The organism is Bacillus sp. Y3, from assembly GCF_008123875.1.
Lineage (GTDB): Bacteria > Bacillota > Bacilli > Bacillales > Bacillaceae > Bacillus > Bacillus altitudinis.
Genome location: NZ_VSSC01000004.1, coordinates 176,869 through 193,046, shown reverse-complemented (window position 1 = coordinate 193,046; position 16,178 = coordinate 176,869). Strand labels below are relative to the sequence as shown.

Annotated in this window: 18 protein-coding genes, 1 tRNA gene, 1 pseudogene and 1 riboswitch; of the genes and pseudogenes, 12 read left to right on the top strand and 8 right to left on the bottom strand. The window is 36.5% G+C overall.

What is annotated here, in order from left to right; genetic code table 11:
* Positions 1-102: 102 nt before the first annotated feature.
* Positions 103-224, top strand: a riboswitch (SAM riboswitch).
* 79 nt (positions 225-303) lie between these two features.
* The 3 genes from FXF70_RS10670 to FXF70_RS10660 all read left to right on the top strand — a co-directional run bounded on the left by FXF70_RS10670 (position 304) and on the right by FXF70_RS10660 (position 2,798).
* A complete protein-coding gene (locus tag FXF70_RS10670) occupies positions 304-1,422 on the top strand; it encodes a methionine biosynthesis PLP-dependent protein (protein WP_148780226.1) in 1,119 nt (372 codons plus the stop codon).
* Complete coding sequence (metC, locus tag FXF70_RS10665) at positions 1,419-2,597, top strand: cystathionine beta-lyase (RefSeq protein ID WP_148780225.1); 1,179 nt, start codon at positions 1,419-1,421, stop codon at positions 2,595-2,597. Before FXF70_RS10670 ends, metC begins: the two co-directional genes overlap by 4 nt.
* Positions 2,598-2,725: 128 nt before the next feature.
* Positions 2,726-2,798, top strand: a tRNA-Val gene (locus FXF70_RS10660).
* Positions 2,799-2,940: 142 nt separating this feature from the next.
* Here FXF70_RS10660 and FXF70_RS19255 read toward each other — a convergent pair.
* Together FXF70_RS19255 and FXF70_RS19250 are read right to left on the bottom strand one after the other, a co-directional pair.
* On the bottom strand, positions 2,941-3,117 hold the full coding sequence (locus tag FXF70_RS19255; protein ID WP_080770808.1) for a hypothetical protein: 177 nt from the start codon (positions 3,115-3,117) through the stop codon (positions 2,941-2,943).
* Positions 3,118-3,140: 23 nt separating this feature from the next.
* Complete coding sequence (locus FXF70_RS19250; RefSeq protein WP_255201842.1) at positions 3,141-3,275, bottom strand: hypothetical protein; 135 nt, start codon at positions 3,273-3,275, stop codon at positions 3,141-3,143.
* A gap of 485 nt (positions 3,276-3,760) precedes the next feature.
* Here FXF70_RS19250 and FXF70_RS10650 point away from each other — a divergent pair, with 485 nt between their 5' ends.
* The 5 genes and pseudogenes from FXF70_RS10650 to FXF70_RS10625 form a co-directional block, all read left to right on the top strand.
* Entirely contained in the window at positions 3,761-4,375 is a 615-nt protein-coding gene (locus FXF70_RS10650; RefSeq protein ID WP_052006297.1) for a hypothetical protein, read from the top strand.
* Positions 4,376-4,530: 155 nt separating this feature from the next.
* Entirely contained in the window at positions 4,531-4,986 is a 456-nt protein-coding gene (locus FXF70_RS10645; protein WP_008348394.1) for a hypothetical protein, read from the top strand.
* 154 nt (positions 4,987-5,140) lie between these two features.
* Positions 5,141-5,644 (top strand): hypothetical protein, encoded by a 504-nt coding sequence (locus FXF70_RS10640; protein WP_035700353.1) that lies wholly within the window; start codon positions 5,141-5,143, stop codon positions 5,642-5,644.
* A gap of 73 nt (positions 5,645-5,717) precedes the next feature.
* Positions 5,718-6,119 (top strand): hypothetical protein, encoded by a 402-nt coding sequence (locus FXF70_RS10635; protein ID WP_035700356.1) that lies wholly within the window; start codon positions 5,718-5,720, stop codon positions 6,117-6,119.
* A gap of 184 nt (positions 6,120-6,303) precedes the next feature.
* Positions 6,304-7,536, top strand: a pseudogene (locus FXF70_RS10625) (PBSX family phage terminase large subunit); the annotation flags it as partial.
* 168 nt (positions 7,537-7,704) lie between these two features.
* On the opposite strand, the gene FXF70_RS10620 reads toward FXF70_RS10625, so the two are convergent.
* Both FXF70_RS10620 and FXF70_RS10615 read right to left on the bottom strand, forming a co-directional pair.
* Positions 7,705-8,028, bottom strand: a complete 324-nt coding sequence (locus FXF70_RS10620; RefSeq protein ID WP_008348386.1) for a hypothetical protein — start codon at positions 8,026-8,028, stop codon at positions 7,705-7,707.
* Between the two features lie 21 nt (positions 8,029-8,049).
* Complete coding sequence (locus FXF70_RS10615) at positions 8,050-8,595, bottom strand: hypothetical protein (RefSeq protein ID WP_008348384.1); 546 nt, start codon at positions 8,593-8,595, stop codon at positions 8,050-8,052.
* Between the two features lie 807 nt (positions 8,596-9,402).
* On the opposite strand from FXF70_RS10615, the gene FXF70_RS10610 reads away from it, so the two are divergent.
* From FXF70_RS10610 to hemB, 4 genes are all read left to right on the top strand, one after another.
* Complete coding sequence (locus tag FXF70_RS10610; RefSeq protein WP_017359646.1) at positions 9,403-9,624, top strand: hypothetical protein; 222 nt, start codon at positions 9,403-9,405, stop codon at positions 9,622-9,624.
* A 189-nt stretch (positions 9,625-9,813) separates the two neighbouring features.
* Positions 9,814-10,080 (top strand): group-specific protein, encoded by a 267-nt coding sequence (locus FXF70_RS10605; RefSeq protein ID WP_098680907.1) that lies wholly within the window; start codon positions 9,814-9,816, stop codon positions 10,078-10,080.
* A gap of 81 nt (positions 10,081-10,161) precedes the next feature.
* Positions 10,162-10,386 carry a hypothetical protein gene (locus FXF70_RS10600; RefSeq protein ID WP_017359644.1) on the top strand — a complete coding sequence of 75 codons (225 nt, stop codon included), beginning with the start codon at positions 10,162-10,164 and terminating at the stop codon, positions 10,384-10,386.
* 466 nt (positions 10,387-10,852) lie between these two features.
* Positions 10,853-11,848, top strand: coding sequence for a porphobilinogen synthase (gene hemB, locus FXF70_RS10595; protein WP_017359643.1), 996 nt, complete (start codon positions 10,853-10,855; stop codon positions 11,846-11,848).
* A gap of 106 nt (positions 11,849-11,954) precedes the next feature.
* Here the strand turns inward: hemB and FXF70_RS10590 are convergent, their stop codons facing one another.
* From FXF70_RS10590 to FXF70_RS10575, 4 genes are all read right to left on the bottom strand, one after another.
* Positions 11,955-12,899, bottom strand: a complete 945-nt coding sequence (locus FXF70_RS10590) for an acetyl-CoA carboxylase carboxyltransferase subunit alpha (RefSeq protein ID WP_148780224.1) — start codon at positions 12,897-12,899, stop codon at positions 11,955-11,957.
* A 32-nt stretch (positions 12,900-12,931) separates the two neighbouring features.
* Positions 12,932-13,378 carry a MarR family winged helix-turn-helix transcriptional regulator gene (locus FXF70_RS10585; RefSeq protein ID WP_008348375.1) on the bottom strand — a complete coding sequence of 149 codons (447 nt, stop codon included), beginning with the start codon at positions 13,376-13,378 and terminating at the stop codon, positions 12,932-12,934.
* 780 nt (positions 13,379-14,158) lie between these two features.
* Positions 14,159-14,365, bottom strand: coding sequence for a hypothetical protein (locus FXF70_RS10580; RefSeq protein WP_148780223.1), 207 nt, complete (start codon positions 14,363-14,365; stop codon positions 14,159-14,161).
* 523 nt (positions 14,366-14,888) lie between these two features.
* The gene (locus FXF70_RS10575) at positions 14,889-16,112 is read right to left on the bottom strand and encodes a CynX/NimT family MFS transporter (RefSeq protein ID WP_148780222.1); all 1,224 of its coding nucleotides are present in this window, start codon (positions 16,110-16,112) and stop codon (positions 14,889-14,891) included.
* Positions 16,113-16,178 lie beyond the last annotated feature (66 nt).

Below are 16,178 nucleotides of genomic sequence, written 5' to 3'. Positions count from 1 at the left end.
TAGTGCAAAATACAGAAAATTTTAATTAATCATTACATTTCCCCTTGAAAAATGAGGTTTAATGCGTTACAGTATTAAGAATTAGAACAGACAGACAACACATTCTTATCGTGAGAGGTGGAGGGACTGGCCCTTTGAAACCTCAGCAACCGGTATGCATCACTTCATGTGATGTACCAAGGTGCTAAATCCAGCAAGCAGCTTTTTTGCTTGGAAGATAAGAGGAAGCGATTAAACCCCTTCTTCTTATGAAGAAGGGGTTTTTCTGTTTTGAAATTAGATTTTTACTTAGGATGGTGTCAAATGACAGAACATGTGGAAACGAAGTTAGCGCAAATTGGAAACCGCAGCGAAGAGGCGACTGGAACTGTCAGTCCTCCCGTTTATCTTTCAACAGCTTACAGACATAGAGGCATTGGGGAATCAACAGGATTTGATTATATTCGGACAAAAAACCCAACAAGGCAGCTTGTAGAAGATGCGATTGCTTCACTCGAAGAAGGAACGGCCGGTTTTGCCTTCAGTTCGGGAATGGCTGCCATCCAAACGATCATGGCGCTGTTTGAGAGCGGGGATGAACTCATTGTTTCATCAGATTTATATGGCGGTACTTACCGTCTATTTGAAAACGAATGGAAAAAGTACGGACTGCGCTTTGTTTATGATGATTTTTCAGATGAAGACTGTTTACGCTCTAAAATGACGCCAAATACAAAAGCCGTCTTTATTGAAACACCAACAAACCCACTCATGCAGGAAGCGGATATTCAAAAGGTTGCGAAAATCGCAAAAGAACACGGTGCATTGGTCATTGTGGATAACACCTTTTATACGCCCGTCTTGCAAAAACCGATTACACTCGGAGCGGACATTGTCATTCATAGTGCCACCAAATATTTAGGCGGACATAACGATGTTCTTGCCGGACTTGTCGTCACAAAAGGAGAGAAGCTATCGGAAGACATGTTCCAGCATCAAAACGCCATTGGGGCGGTTTTATCACCATTTGACTCATGGCTTTTAATGAGAGGAATGAAAACATTGGCGCTGAGAATGCGCCAGCACGAAGTAAATGCGAAAGAATTAGCTGACTTTCTAAAGCAGCAGCCAGAAATTCAAGATGTCCTTTACCCAGGAAAGGGAGGCATGCTGTCATTCCGAGTAGCCAAAGAGGACTGGGTCAATCCATTTTTGAAGCAGCTGAAAACGATTTGTTTTGCTGAAAGCCTTGGCGGAGTCGAAAGCTTCATTACGTATCCTGCAACGCAAACCCATATGGACATCCCAGAAGAGATTCGTATTGCAAACGGTGTGTGTAACAAATTGCTCCGTTTCTCAGTCGGGATTGAGCATGTGGAGGACCTAAAGGCAGACCTGAAACAGGCACTATCAAATGTGAAAGAGGAGGTACACACGAAATGACCACACATGATTGGACACTCGAAACACAACTCGTTCATAATGCGTTTAAAACAGATCGCTCAACAGGTGCAGTCAGTGTGCCGATTCAACATGCATCGACGTTTCACCAAAGCAGCTTCGATGACTTTGGTCAATATGACTACTCCAGATCAGGCACCCCTACACGTCAGGCATTGGAGGATACCATTGCAGCGCTAGAAGGAGGAACGAGAGGGCTTGCCTTTGCGTCAGGTATGGCAGCCATTTCAACCGCTTTTCTTCTATTATCAAAAGGAGATCATGTCCTTGTCACAAGAGATGTGTACGGCGGGACTTTCCGAATGATCACCCAAGTTCTTTCAAGATTTGGGATTGAGCATACCTTTGTGGAAATGACCAATTTGAATGAAGTGAAACAAGGCATTCAATCAAATACAAAAGTCATTTACATGGAAACACCGTCAAACCCTACACTCGGTATTACGGATATTGAAGGAGTCGTACAGATTGCGAAAGAACATGACTGTCTGACTTTCTTAGATAATACGTTTTTAACGCCTGCGCTTCAGCGTCCGCTGGACCTTGGTGTAGACGTTGTGCTACACAGCGCAACGAAATTTTTAAGCGGCCACAGTGATGTACTGTCAGGCTTAGCCGTGGTGAAAGATGAGAAGCTAGGAGACGAACTTTATTCGCTGCAAAACTCCTTCGGGGCGGTACTTGGCGTACAGGATTGCTGGCTTGTGCTTAGAGGATTAAAGACCCTTCAAGTCAGATTAGAAAAAGCCAGTCAAACCGCATTAGAACTGGCTACATTCCTAAAAGAACATCCTGCGGTCAAAAAAGTATATTATCCAGGATTAGATGATCACCCAGGGGCAGACATTCAGCGGAAACAGGCGAGCGGTGCAGGTGCTGTTCTTTCATTTGAACTAGAAAACCAAGCGGCTGTCAAAGAATTGGTCGATGGCGTCACATTACCTGTATTCGCCGTCAGCCTCGGAGCAGTCGAATCCATTCTTTCCTATCCGGCCAAAATGTCCCATGCCGCTATGCCAAAAGAAGAAAGAGAAAAAAGAGGTATCTCGGATGGTTTACTTCGATTAAGTGTGGGCGTAGAAAACGGAGAAGACCTCAAAAGGGACTTCAAACAAGCACTAGATCAACTAAAGCCAGCTCTTGTAAACCAATCATAAAAGTCAGTGAAAAGCCGGTATGGATACCGGCTTTGTGCCTTTTTTGAACAAAACCATTGACGACTGATCATGATGGTTATATAATAGAGACTGTCAGTAACAGAAAGCCCAGAACTGATACATAACCCGATTCCGTAGCTCAGCTGGGAGAGCGCTACCTTGACAGGGTAGAGGTCGCTGGTTCGAGCCCAGTCGGAATCATCGTTGAAACCCTTGTGTAGCAAGGGTTTTTTTGTTTTTATCTTTTCTCATAAAACAAAGATTTAGACTTGTGGGGCCATTGTGGGGCCATTCTTTCAAAAAAAGTTATGAAATTGATCAAATGGCCTAAAAATTATTTAAATTAATTTGCGGTTTCGCTCCGAGCTGTTTTAAATACATCGAATTTATCAGCTGTATCTTTATCAACTTTTTCTGTCACATGACTATAGGTATCAGAAAGTACCTTGAGGCTTTCATGACCAGTTCTTTTTTGTATGGCTTTCATTTGAGCTCCAGCTTCAATAAGAAGAGTAACCATTGTATGCCTTAGATCATGAAGTCTTATTTTTTTATCTCAGCTTTCTTTCTGAACTTATCCCATCGAGCAGTTGGGGTTGTATAATAAAATGGTTTTCCACTTCCGTTGTGGAATAAGAATTCAAAAGTTCCACCTTCCCAATCTTCACCAACTTTCATTTTTTCTTTCCTCCACCACAAATAATATTTCTGTAAATCTTCCATATACCATTCAGGCATTGAAACGAAACCGAAGCTGCTTTGTGCATTTCTAAACTATAGCGAAATTTTTTCTAAGATCCGTCATGCCTTCAAGGTACGGGAATAAACATATTATACACTAAAATAAGAACTTGCGTTCGTTTTTTTAAAAGTATACTTAAGCTAGAGGCTTAGTTAAAACTCTGAATTTGAGATTTGTATATTTAATTCTATAAAAATATACAATTTTTGAGTAAAATGTATAAAGGTGATTATAGTCAACAATAATTATTAGCGTTCTCTTTTAAGTAAGCATTTAAATCGCAGCTTGATGAAACTATTTTATGATACTAGGGGTGTTTCTGTTTTGAGATATTTTAAAGATAAGATTAATCAAATTTTTAAAAAAAATAAACTTTTACGTCGCAATGATAGGCATATTATTTATTATTATGATTATAACAATGCTTATCAATGTGTTTGTAGATAATACTTTGTCATATAATTTTTGGGTTTTCTCAATATATTTATTAATGTATGTATTTATCATACAATCATTATTTAAAATTAACCCCGAATATTTGAAAGTACCTAAAAATATATATGAATGGTTAGATATTCCGATTCTTTATAATAAAGATCAATTTCTAAATGAAACTAAAAAAAAGAAAATTAATAAAGAAGATCTTATGGAAAATTTAGATTACTTTCGTAAACAACTCTTAACATATACTAAACATGACTTAACTAAACTAAGGATGCTCAAAGCATATGTAAGGGCTAAAAACAGTAAGGGGAATTTTGCAACAATTATGCAAACATTAATTGCATTAATTTCAGGTCCTTTATTTGTTTTTGTTATCAGACAAGAAGCTGTTATTAACTACTTTGGTAATCCTGAAGCTAATCCACTTATGAATAGTATTATGACTTATATATTTATAACCTTATTATTTGTGTTTGTTTTGATTAACATCATTTTTTTATTTTCAGGTAATAAAACCAGATTATCTTTTATAGAGGAAATGATTGAGGTTTGTATAAAAGATATCGAAGAAGAAAATAACAAATCAGCTTGATTTGTGTATTTTTGTATGGTTTCAAAGTATTTAGATAGTGTGACAGACATGATTGTTTGAAATAGTCCAAGACGGAGAGCCTGCGGACACTGATCAACACCTTTTAGTGGTGCTGATTGGTGTCCTTTTTTTATTTCTTAGAAAGGAGTGGCACCATGAATAAAAAACAGATTGAAGGACTCATTCGCAATTATCACTGGATGACGAAAGAGGTTCAGCGACTCCAGCGTGTTTTATATGGCACCGACATTCCTATGCGCAGCTGGGGCGTTGCTCAATACGGCATCGAGGCAACCTTACCGAAAGGGAGCAAAGGAAAAAGTCAAGCTGAATTGCGTGACATGGATATGAGGGAAGAAAGATTGTTTAAACGTCTTCGTGAATTTGAAGAGCGTGTATATGCAATAGAGGCAGCAGCAAGTAAAATCGAAGGAGAAAAGAACCGTGTGGTCTATGACTGCATGATGGAAGGTATGAGTTATCGTGCCATTGGACTTCACTTGGGCCTGTCTCGTGAAAAGGTCCGTCAGATGAAAGATAATATCATCGACCAATTATGCCAATATTGCCACTTTGTGCACTTGTTGAAAGAGGAAAAATCCGTAGTGTAAAATGGAAGGCAGGACGGGGAGGCGTAATATTCACGTGTCACCACAAATTAATATATTTTCACTTCCTTGCGAGCTTGGGATTCGTTCGACAAATTTCGTAGACTCCTCAACTTTATCAATCTTATCCGATAATGATATTGAGGAGTGAGTAGAGTTGGGTAAAAAAAAGAAACACGCAAAAAAAAATAAAATACGAAGTGAAAAAATAAAAAAAATAGATGATGAAATTTACTCAAAAAAGTTAATGGAGTTAGAAGATGTCATCTACACTTACCGAAATGAGGAATTACTTTCTTATTTTTTTGAAGAGTTTAAACAAGGTAAAGCAAAGAAAGATTATATAAAAAGTGTCTCATCACTCTCTGATTTAAACATTGAATGTCTAGAATTCGCAATAGCAAGATTTACTCAAATTGATAATAATTTATCTCCTGACAGAAGGTATCTAAATGTAATTATGCCTTTATTCGTAGCATTTCTTGTAATGCTTTCTAGATTAAGTGAAGTAATAAATTTTTTTGGTATTCTCCTTACAGGCGGTACGCTTTTTTATTTTCTATTTTTCCTTAATAAGGACAGAAAGAACAGAGGTTATGCAAATGCCATGTTAATAACATTTGAGCAAGTCCACGCTAGGAAACAGAAAGAAAAAGAGTGAATTTCGTTCGACAAATTATGCGAATAGTTCCCTGTGTTCGCTTTCTGCCGATAAAAAGGTGGGAGGTGAAAAAATGGAATATGTTGAGATCTTTAAAAATCATTTTCAAAATTTCATAACGGACACAAATTATGACTATTATGAGATTATGGCTAAAGGAGTTTATGAATTTATTGAGGGAGATGAAATTAAATTTATTTATTCTAAAAACCCCTTCAATATCAATAGTGCCGAACATTATTTCTTCTTAGAATCTGGTTTACTCATTGCCAAACAAAAAGAGGAACGATTCGCTTTGGATTTCTATAAGAGTAGGATTGTTAAAAAAAATCTTACTTTTAGTGGAAGAAGAGAAGCTAATTTGACTTTTACTTTTGAGAACGGTGAAAAGATTGAATTTGATTCAAAAGATTGTAATGAAGCTCATGAATTCAACTATGCTAAATCAATTAAAGAACTTTACAAACTAATTTAAGCACCCTTCGGGGTGTTTTTTGTTCTTTGTAAACTGCTTCCGATAATTCTTTACACCAAGCATCGGCTTAAAGGTAGAGTGCGGCGGCACCAGATGCGCTTGAACATTGATAAAACAAAAGCCGAAGTCGAGAAAATGGAATTAGGTGACGTTGCTCCAGTTTACATTGTTGATGATATAGGTGATGACGATGACTAAAGTATCGGAAGTGCTGGTACCGGCATTTCGTGAGTTTTGGAGATACAGAAGAGCAAAAGAGCATCTTCATTACGTTCTAAAGGGTGGCCGTGCTTCTGGTAAATCATTCAGCGTGGGTAATGATGTGGTAACAGATATTATTGAATACCCTGTTTCCGCTCTCGTGCTGCGTAAAGTACAGAATACGCTTGTTAAATCAGTTTTCGCACAGATAAAGCAAGCAACGGTAACGCTGGGTGTCTCTCATCTATTCAAGTTTGTTCCTTCTAGGTTAGAGATCATATACAAGCCAAGAGGGAACAAGATATATTTTGCAGGTGCTGATGATCCTGAAAAGCTCAAATCAATCAAAGACGCTGATTTTCCAATCGGTGTCATGTGGATAGAAGAGCTTGCAGAATTTAAGTCAGATGAAGAAGTAAGCACCATTATGAACTCGGTTCTACGTGAAGAACTAACACACAAAATAAAGACAGAGAACCCACGTAAACGAGCAGGGAAGTTTGATTATACGTTCTATTACACTTATAACCCGCCAAAGCGTAAGCAAAATTGGGTTAACAAGAAGTATGAAACGTCATTCCCTGCTGAGAACACGTATATTCATCATTCAACATACCTAGACAACCCTCATCTATCAAAAGCGTTTTATCAATGAGGCTGAGACAACTAAAGTCAAAAATGATAAGAAGTATAGATGGGAATATCTTGGGGAAGCAATTGGAACTGGCGTTGTTCCATTCGATAACCATCATATCAAGAAAGGCAGCATAACTGATGATATGGTCCGCTCCTTTGACAATATACGTCAAGGTGTTGACTTTGGTTATGGTCCAGATCCGCTTGCTTTCGTCAGATGGCATTATGACAAGAAGCGAAGCAAAATATATGCACTTGATGAATTATATGATCACAAAGTTTCTAACAGAGAACTAGCAAAGTGGATTAAATCAAAAGCTATGAAAGCAATGAGATTACAGCCGATAGCGCTGAACCAAAAAGTATAGCCGAGCTTAAAAAGGAACACGGCATTAGAAGGGTTTCAGGAGCAAAGAAAGGCCCTGACTCGGTTCAATATGGTGAGGAATGGCTTGGTGATTTAGATGAAATAGTCATTGATCCATTGAGAACACCAAATTTAGCCCGTGAATTTGAGAACATTGATTATCAAACAGATAAAGACGGCAACCCTAAACCACGTCTTGAGGATAAGATTAATTAATTTGTCTTTTTGGCCAATATCATCAACAACTACTTTGTAATCTTCAATCTATTCCAATTTCTTTTTTCTTTCATTCACTATAAACACCTCCATGTTCAAGTATTTCTAAAGAGAGGTGCCTATATGTAATTGATGGCAATAAAAAAGACCTTCAAACCAAGGCCATTAATTGAATTTCTTTTTTAATCCATCCATCATATCTGCATCATAAAAAGATTGTAAAAGCTCGTCCACATTGATTTTTTTATCCTTCTTGCTTAGAAATTGATTGATGATCTCTTCATATTCTTCTCTAGTATTTCCTTCAATATCTGAAAGGTTTAATTCTTCACCAAAGTGTCTAATGAACGCTGTCCTTGTTATATCATATGCCTTTTTGTTTTCTTCTTCACAGGTGCAAAATGCTCCTGAGAGAGTAATGAGGAATTGAACATCTTCATCGTCTAAACCATTTGATTTTTGGAACTGAATGAATTGATTTTGTGACATATTTAGTCACCATCCTTTTATCTAAAGTATGAGTAAATCAGCAGTGAGAACGATGTATTCAACAACAAGTCCAATTGTATCAGCTACACCTGAGTCTATATGTTTTTTAAGCTCTGCAGAAACAACCTTTCGAGCCCTACCAGCTGCATTTTTTGGAGTATCAATAATTTTTTCTAATTCTTTAATGATCTTGTTTGCATTTTTGACAGTACCATTTACAGCTTCCTTTCCAAAACGTTGCTGTAAAACCCATTTTGCCCAGTCGTTATTCACTAAGCCTTTAATTACTTTTATTGCTGCCTTAATAGCCGCACCCTTAGGGCCATTTGTAGTAGCAAGTGGATCATTGTTAGCATTCTCAATAGCTTTAAATGCTTGAAGCAAGTCTTCTTGTTTTTCTAAAGGTACATCCCTTAGAGCAAGTTGTTTCTGAAGTTCAGTGGGATTGATAGTTACTACCAAATCTTCTTTCTGATCGACGTTTTCTGTTGCATATGTAGCTGTTGTTGGAACAAATACTGCTGCTGATATAAGAACTAGCAACATCTTAACAAAAAACTTTTTCATTGGAATACTTCCTTTCTAATCATTTTTCAATAGTGAGGATATCACAGAAAGGAATTGATTTTACATAAATTAGAATAAATGGGCTTTAAATCACATGCTGTTTGTCTTTGTTTAATTCGATGAGTTACTAATTTCTTACATCTTGAAAAGGGCATATTTATGCATGAAAAAACCATCTACACATCAATGTAAGTGGCTATTTGTCTATCTAATTTTTTATTTATTTGATTGAATTCATTCTTTACATCATCAATGAATTCAATAATATTGTATTCAATTTCTTTTTAGATGCAAGGTTAATTGATGAGTTACTATTTGTAACAATCATGAGCACATTAGGGCTATTCCTACTGCTCATGATCGTCATTTCTAGCTGATTAGAAAAGTGTTGGCGCACTATCTAATCTGATGGGTTGGTATGCTCTGTGATACCAGCCCATTCTAACTTAATTTAGTTTGTATTCAATAGGTCGTGCATTTTACGAGGCAAGTAAAGTTTACCTCACCTAACTAAATAGAATCAGTCTATACTCCTGGATCAATGTGTTGTCTTTAGTGATGCCATTTTTAAGGATAAGACTGTCGTGGAATGCGCTAACACACGTTAAACTTAAAAGGGTAGTGACTCAGTCGATGGTAAATGAGGATAGGATACCACTATGCTTTCCTATTTGTACATGTATCTGAAAGGCGAAAGCTGCCATTAAGTGCTGAACGAAGGATGGGTGTAACTTAAAGCTACGGTATTTTTTTCATTCTATCTAAATCCTCTGTATAATTAAGGAAATAAAATTAGGGGGATTAAAAATGAAAATACTTAGCTTTAGATATGAGGATAATAGATTCGAATTACATGCAATGTTTATGAAAGATATTTTAAGCTTGGACGATCGGGTTATTCAGTATGACATGGTAATGAAAAGTAAAGCTATACTCAAAATTGCTATAGGTACTTTCGATTGTTTAAAAATAGAGAATTTAAAGCTATTTGAAGAAACCAATTCTGTGTATTGCTCATATACGTTTTGAAAGGATAACAAGAAAACATCATTACAGTAGAGATAAATTCATACAAGCAAGTAGCTGAAAAGTATTAATTTTTGATAAATGTAACCAAGTTACTGTAATTTAATCCAAGCTAATCACGGCTATAGAAACCTCAATATCTCTGTCGTATACTTTTTGATGAATTATTTGAAATCGAAAGGAAAGAAGACAGTGATTGAGGTTAAAATTGACAAAGAAGAAGTTAGAAAGATTTATTTAGAGGAGTTAGAAAAACATTTAAAAAAATTAGACAATGAGTTGCTATTTTGGAATACGAAAGAACTTGAACGTCAAACGAGCATGTGTATGAACACAATGCAAAAAGAGTTTTTCTTTGATGAGAACTTTTCTAAAAGGAAGATAGGGAACAAGTGGTATTATCCAGCAGCGCAGACGAAGAAATTTTTGTTGGAATGGATTAATCATCAATCTAGATGAAATAATCTTTGTACTGATTGAGAATTTGAAAAGAACCCATGTTATCATAGAAGAAAATGGATACTGGGGGATTGTCAATAAATGCTCAAATCAAAGTTAGTTGTTTGGACGTTTATCGTTGTGACTGGATTCTATATGCTGGTGAGTATATGGAACATTGCTGTATTTCCAGATAAGACATGGACAGATTACGCAGGACAGATTTTGATTGTAGTTTTTGGAAGTATGGTGAATGGTTTAATCGCTGCATTCTTTATGTACGCAGCAGCTATGTTGGTGAAATATATTAATGGTGATAAAGCTTAAAACAGGTGTATAAAAAGGTAACATTTTTTTCGGTTTTAAAAAAATACGAAGGAACACCAGAGAATACAGAAGGGTAAGGAAAGCTTATGTATCAAGGCTTATAAGTGAATAGAGGATATCGGTGATAATCACAGGATTCTACAACAGGGTAGAGGTCGCTGTTTTGAGCCCAGTCGGAATCATCGTTTAAACCCTTGCCTAGCAAGGGTTTTTTTGTTTTGTGGGTAATGAATATTTGTTCAGTTTTTATCCATCAGGTTGTTTCTAAGTATTCTTAGGACCAAAACGATGAAAGTGTTCTGCAAAGTGGATCGTTACGTCTGTTAAGGTTTAAGTCAGCAATCTAAGGTACTATATAGACAGGAAAAAGTTAATTCCAGCCGAAAATCGGGATTTTTGTTTAAAGTCGGTATATAATTGAGCAATAATAAAACCACTAGGTAAAAAACAGTAGGAGATGATATTAATGGAGAGTTATCCGTCCACTCGGATGAGAAGAAATCGAAACAATGACTGGAGCCGCAGATTGGTTGCCGAAAATCGGTTGTCGGCTGATGACTTCATTTGGCCAGTTTTTGTTCGGGAACAACCGGGAGAGGAAGAAATTGTTTCGCTGCCAGGGCAGTTGCGAGTCGGACTAGATCGTCTTATTGAGCACGTGGGACAGGCAGTAGAATTGGGAATTCCAGCAGTTGCGCTATTTCCTGTTATCGATCCAGAAAAAAAAGATGCTGATGGGAGTGAGGCGACAAATCCGGATAATTTGATTTGTCGGGCTGCCCGCGAGCTTAAGAGGGCATTTCCGGAACTGGGATTAATCGGTGATGTTGCATTAGATCCTTACACCACTCATGGGCAAGATGGAATTTTACGTAATGGCTATGTCGTAAACGATGAAAGTGTAAGTAGATTATCCGAACAAGCCATCATCCTTGCGGAAGCTGGTTTTGATGTTGTAGCTCCATCTGACATGATGGATGGGCGTATAGGTGCTATACGGAGTGCTTTAGAAGAAAAGGAACTGGTTAATACAAGAATTCTATCGTATGCGGTAAAATATGCATCCGGCTTCTATGGTCCTTTCCGTCAAGCTCTGGGGAATGTATTGTCTGGGGATAAAAAAAGCTATCAAATGGATTCTGCCAATAGCGATGAAGCCCTTCGAGAGGTAGCGCTTGATTTGAATGAGGGCGCGGACATGGTCATGGTAAAACCAGGGCTGCCTTATTTAGATGTCATACATCGGGTGAAATCTGAATTTAAAGTTCCTACTTTTGCCTACCAGGTTAGTGGAGAATATTCAATGTTGATGGCAGCTATTCAGAATGGCTGGCTTGATGCAAATGTTGTAATTGAAGAATCATTAATGGCGTTCAAACGCGCCGGATGCGATGGCATTTTGACTTATTTTGCTTTAGATATGGCGCAGCGATTGAGAGATGGAGAATCTCAAAACATATAGTCAAAATGAAAACAGACCCTGAATGGTCTGTTTTTTATGAGGAGGATTTGAGAACCTTCAGAAAAAGTATTGATGGAAGATAATCCGATACGGATTTTAAATATTTTCATTTATAATTCTCTATTTGTCTATACTTTTCATATCGCTGTTGTATAAGCTCTTCCGAGGATAATCGTATCAATTTTTTAAGAGATGATTCAATCACAGATTCAATCAATTTTGCCTGTGATTTTATATCATTTTGTGCTCCACCCTTCATTTCAGGAATGATTTCATCAATAATTCCTAAATGCTTTAAATCTTTTGCTGAAATTTTCATATGTTTAGCAGCTTCTGGAGCATACTTAGCATCCTTCCATAGGATAGATGCTGCTCCTTCTGGCGAAATGACCGAGTACCATGAATACTCTAACATATGGATATGGTTACCGACACTAATGCCAAGGGCTCCACCACTTGATGCTTCTCCAATTACAATACAAACAATTGGTACTTTAAGTGTAGCCATTTCCAATAGATTTCGAGCTATTGCTTCAGAAATTCCACGTTCTTCAGACCCTTTCCCTGGATAGGCGCCTATTGTATCAATAAATGTAATAATAGGGCGATTAAATTTATCAGCTTGTTTCATCAGTCTTAGCGCTTTTCTATAACCTTCTGGATGTGCCATTCCAAAATTTCTTTCTATATTTTCCTTTGTACTTCTCCCTCTTTGATGACCAATAACCGTAACGGGCATCCCTTTAAATTTTGCAATACCACCTATCATTGCTTGATCATCACCATATAATCGATCACCATGAAGTTCAAAAAAGTTTGTAAACAATAAAGGTATATAATCCAATGTCGTGGGCCGGTTACGTAGCCTTGCAATTTGAACTCGTTGAAAAGGTGTAAGATTAGAATAAATTTCATCTTGCATTTTATTTAAACGTTTTTCTAATTCTTGAATTTCTGATGATAAATCTACATTATGTTCTTTCATCATTTTCTTTAATTCATCAAATTTCTCTTTTAGTTCAATAATAGGACGTTCAAAATCCAAACTCATTTTATCCTCCAAAGGGTATGATTTACCTCACTCTAATCAAAAGACTTAGAAATAGAATCAATAAATAATTCAAAACCATCCACAACTATTTTTTGTTCTGATTCTGATAAATTATTAAGGATACGTTGATAAAATGTAAGGGATTGTTCTCTTAAGCGATTAACAGTAATGTGACCTTTTTCTGTGAGGTGCAGAAAAAGTTCTCTTCTGTTTTTTTCATTTACTTCACGATAAACAAGTCCCTTTTTTACTAACTTATCTACCAATCTACTTACAGTTGAAGTCTCTAATCTAAGTTTATTGGATAGTTGCCAAACAGTTAATTTTTCCATCTCTATTTCCTCTAACGCCATCATTTGAGAAGTTGGTAGAGGTTTTTCAAATGGTCCATTGGGCAAATTTTGAGATTCAAAAACCCCAGTTATTATAATCATTTTCTTAATATCTGATCTTAGTTTTAAGGCATCTTCTCTTTTCAAAAAGGTCACCCTCCTAAAATTCATGTATGATACATCAATTGTATTATACATGAATATGTTTTTTTCACAAGTTTAACGTAAGTCAATATTAAAATAAGAATGAGATATTTCTACTTGTTAAAATGGTATAAACCAATTTATTTTATTAATATAAATGAGAAGTAGTTGCCCAAGGTCTTTCAGTATGTAGAGCAGAAACAGTGTTTCGCTTATGCAGAAGCATGCTATATAGTATATGCAGATGAGCATGGGAAACAAGGTCGATTTGAAGAAGCTACGGCTGCTGATCAAAAGGTATTAGAAACACATCTCAAAACGTATAGGCAAAATGAAAACAGACCATGCAGGGTCTGTTTTTTTATGGGGACGGATTGGGTGCGAACCCTTTCAGTTTTCTTCAGGAGTGCACTTTTTTTATTAGAAAGGCTTAGCATAGAATCTTATTAAAACAGTCTTTTTAAGAGAACATCTGGAAGTTTCGGATAAGGTCATTCACCTTGACGGGGAGAGATCGCTGGTTCGAACCCAGTCGGATTCATATGAAAAGATGTTGATACAGAGCCATTCTTGAGATAGTCGAGAGTGGCTTTTGTATCTCTAAAACAAAAAAACATTAGTGAAATGAAAAACCACACTGTATTTTTCAGTGTGGTCAATTTAAGATACGACAGGTGAGCCATTTAACAATACAATAGTTTCATAGTGTGATTAAGATCATAAAACCGTATTTTGGTAACCTTATCTCTACTATTGAAGGGCTCATTATCGTGTTTTTCATAGCTACACCTTCGAAGAGTCATCAATCTTTCTTTTTTTGTAGTCTTTTATTAAGCTTGAAACAGTTAAACCAATTACAACAAAAGCTACTACATAAGATAAAATGTTTGTTACAGGTGTATCAATTTTTCCTAAAATCAATACAATAGCGATAATAGCGGCGGGTAAAGTAATTAACAAACTTTTTGATGCCTTATTTTCCTGTGTCACTAATCAAGTACCTCCTTATTGTTTCAACATTGTGTTTTAGTTCATTTTAAAAAAAGAACAACATGATGGTTCTAGCAACCCACCATGCTACATTTTCACTTCCATTCACTTTAAGAGCGCCTGTATAGTGTTCAAGAGTGATTAGAATGGTTTCGAATTTTGCTTCTGCAGAAGGTGTGAATAAAAAAAGTTCCTGAAACCGTGGATATTATTAAACCTTTTGAAAGTTTTTTTCATAATGAATATGTATGCATATTGGTTCTCCATCTCTAATGAATGTTATCATTTGTAAATAAATGAAGTAAATAGGTTATTTGTTATAGGGGTTGAACGGTCCTTGACAGGGGAGAGGTTGCAGGATCGAGTTTAGCCGGAATCATCATTAAAACCCTTGCTAAGCAAGGGTTTTTTGACAACAGATATTTGTTTTATTTTTTTGAAAAGGGACGAATTGGGGAAGAAGTTACTAACTCAAAACCTTTACGATGCATGTGTCATAAAAATTCTTAATGAATGTTGCTATTTATTTAGCAGAAGTAACATATACGTTCTTACCAGAATTTACACCAGTAATTAAAATTATGACTGAAATGAAGATTAGCATGAACAGAGGAACAGTCCAATGATAAGTAATGTCATGTAACCAGCCGAATAAAATAGGTCCTATCGCTGCTAATAGATAGCCTAAAGACTGTGCCATACCAGATAATTCTGCTGCTTCTTGTGTATTTTTTGTGCGTAAACTAAAAAACATCATGGCTAAGCTAAAGGCCATTCCAATGCCAATCCCAATCATTATCATCCACAGAGGTATAAGGAATGACACGCCAAATAAAATGCCCATTAAACCAACAACAAGCAAGAGAAATGAAATCCATACTAATATCTGTTGATTGCTAAAACGTCCAGCTAAAATAGGTACAATAAATGTAACAGGAAGCATTGAAAGTTGCATTAATGACAGCATCCATCCACCTTCATTAGCATTTAGCCCTTTAGTTTCAAGAATTTCAGGAATCCATGAAATGACTGTGAAAAATACAAAGGACTGAGACCCCATAAACAATGTAACATTCCACGCTAGCTTAGAACGCCAAAGGCTGATAGGTCTTTTCTTATTCTCTTTTCGAAAAAAATCCAAAGATTCTTGGTTGTTCCTTAGTTTTGGTACCCAAAATATCATGGTAAGAAGAGTTAAGATTCCCCAGCAACCCAGGGAACCTGACCATCCGAAACCTAATGATGAAGAAATGGGGGCGCTAATCCCTGAACCAATAGCGCCAAATAAATTCATAGAAACAGCATATAGGCCTGTCATCAAACCTAATTTGTTTGCAAAATGATGTTTAATGAAGCTAGGTAATAAAACATTACAAATCGCAATTGAAGAACCGATTATGACGGTTCCTAAAAATAACGTGTCCACTCTACCAAAAGAACGTATTCCAATTCCAACTAATAATAATGCTATCGACATAAACAGTGTTAATTCCATACTCAAACGGCGAGTGATCTTGGGGGCAAAAGGAGAAAACAATGCGAATGTGAATAAAATGGCTGTAGGAATTGTACCAGCTAATGTGTTAGAGATACCAAGATGATCACGAATGGAAGACAATACTGGACCGACTGATGTAATTGGGGCCCTAAGATTTGCTGCAATTAGAATAACACCAACAACAGTTAATATCTTTTTATTTGTCTGCATACTCGATCTTTTCTTTTGCTCCGTTTGTGGAATACTCATGGCAGCTATAGACCCCTCCAAATCTTTTATAACGAATTGGGGCAAGCTGGATGAAACGATTCGAAC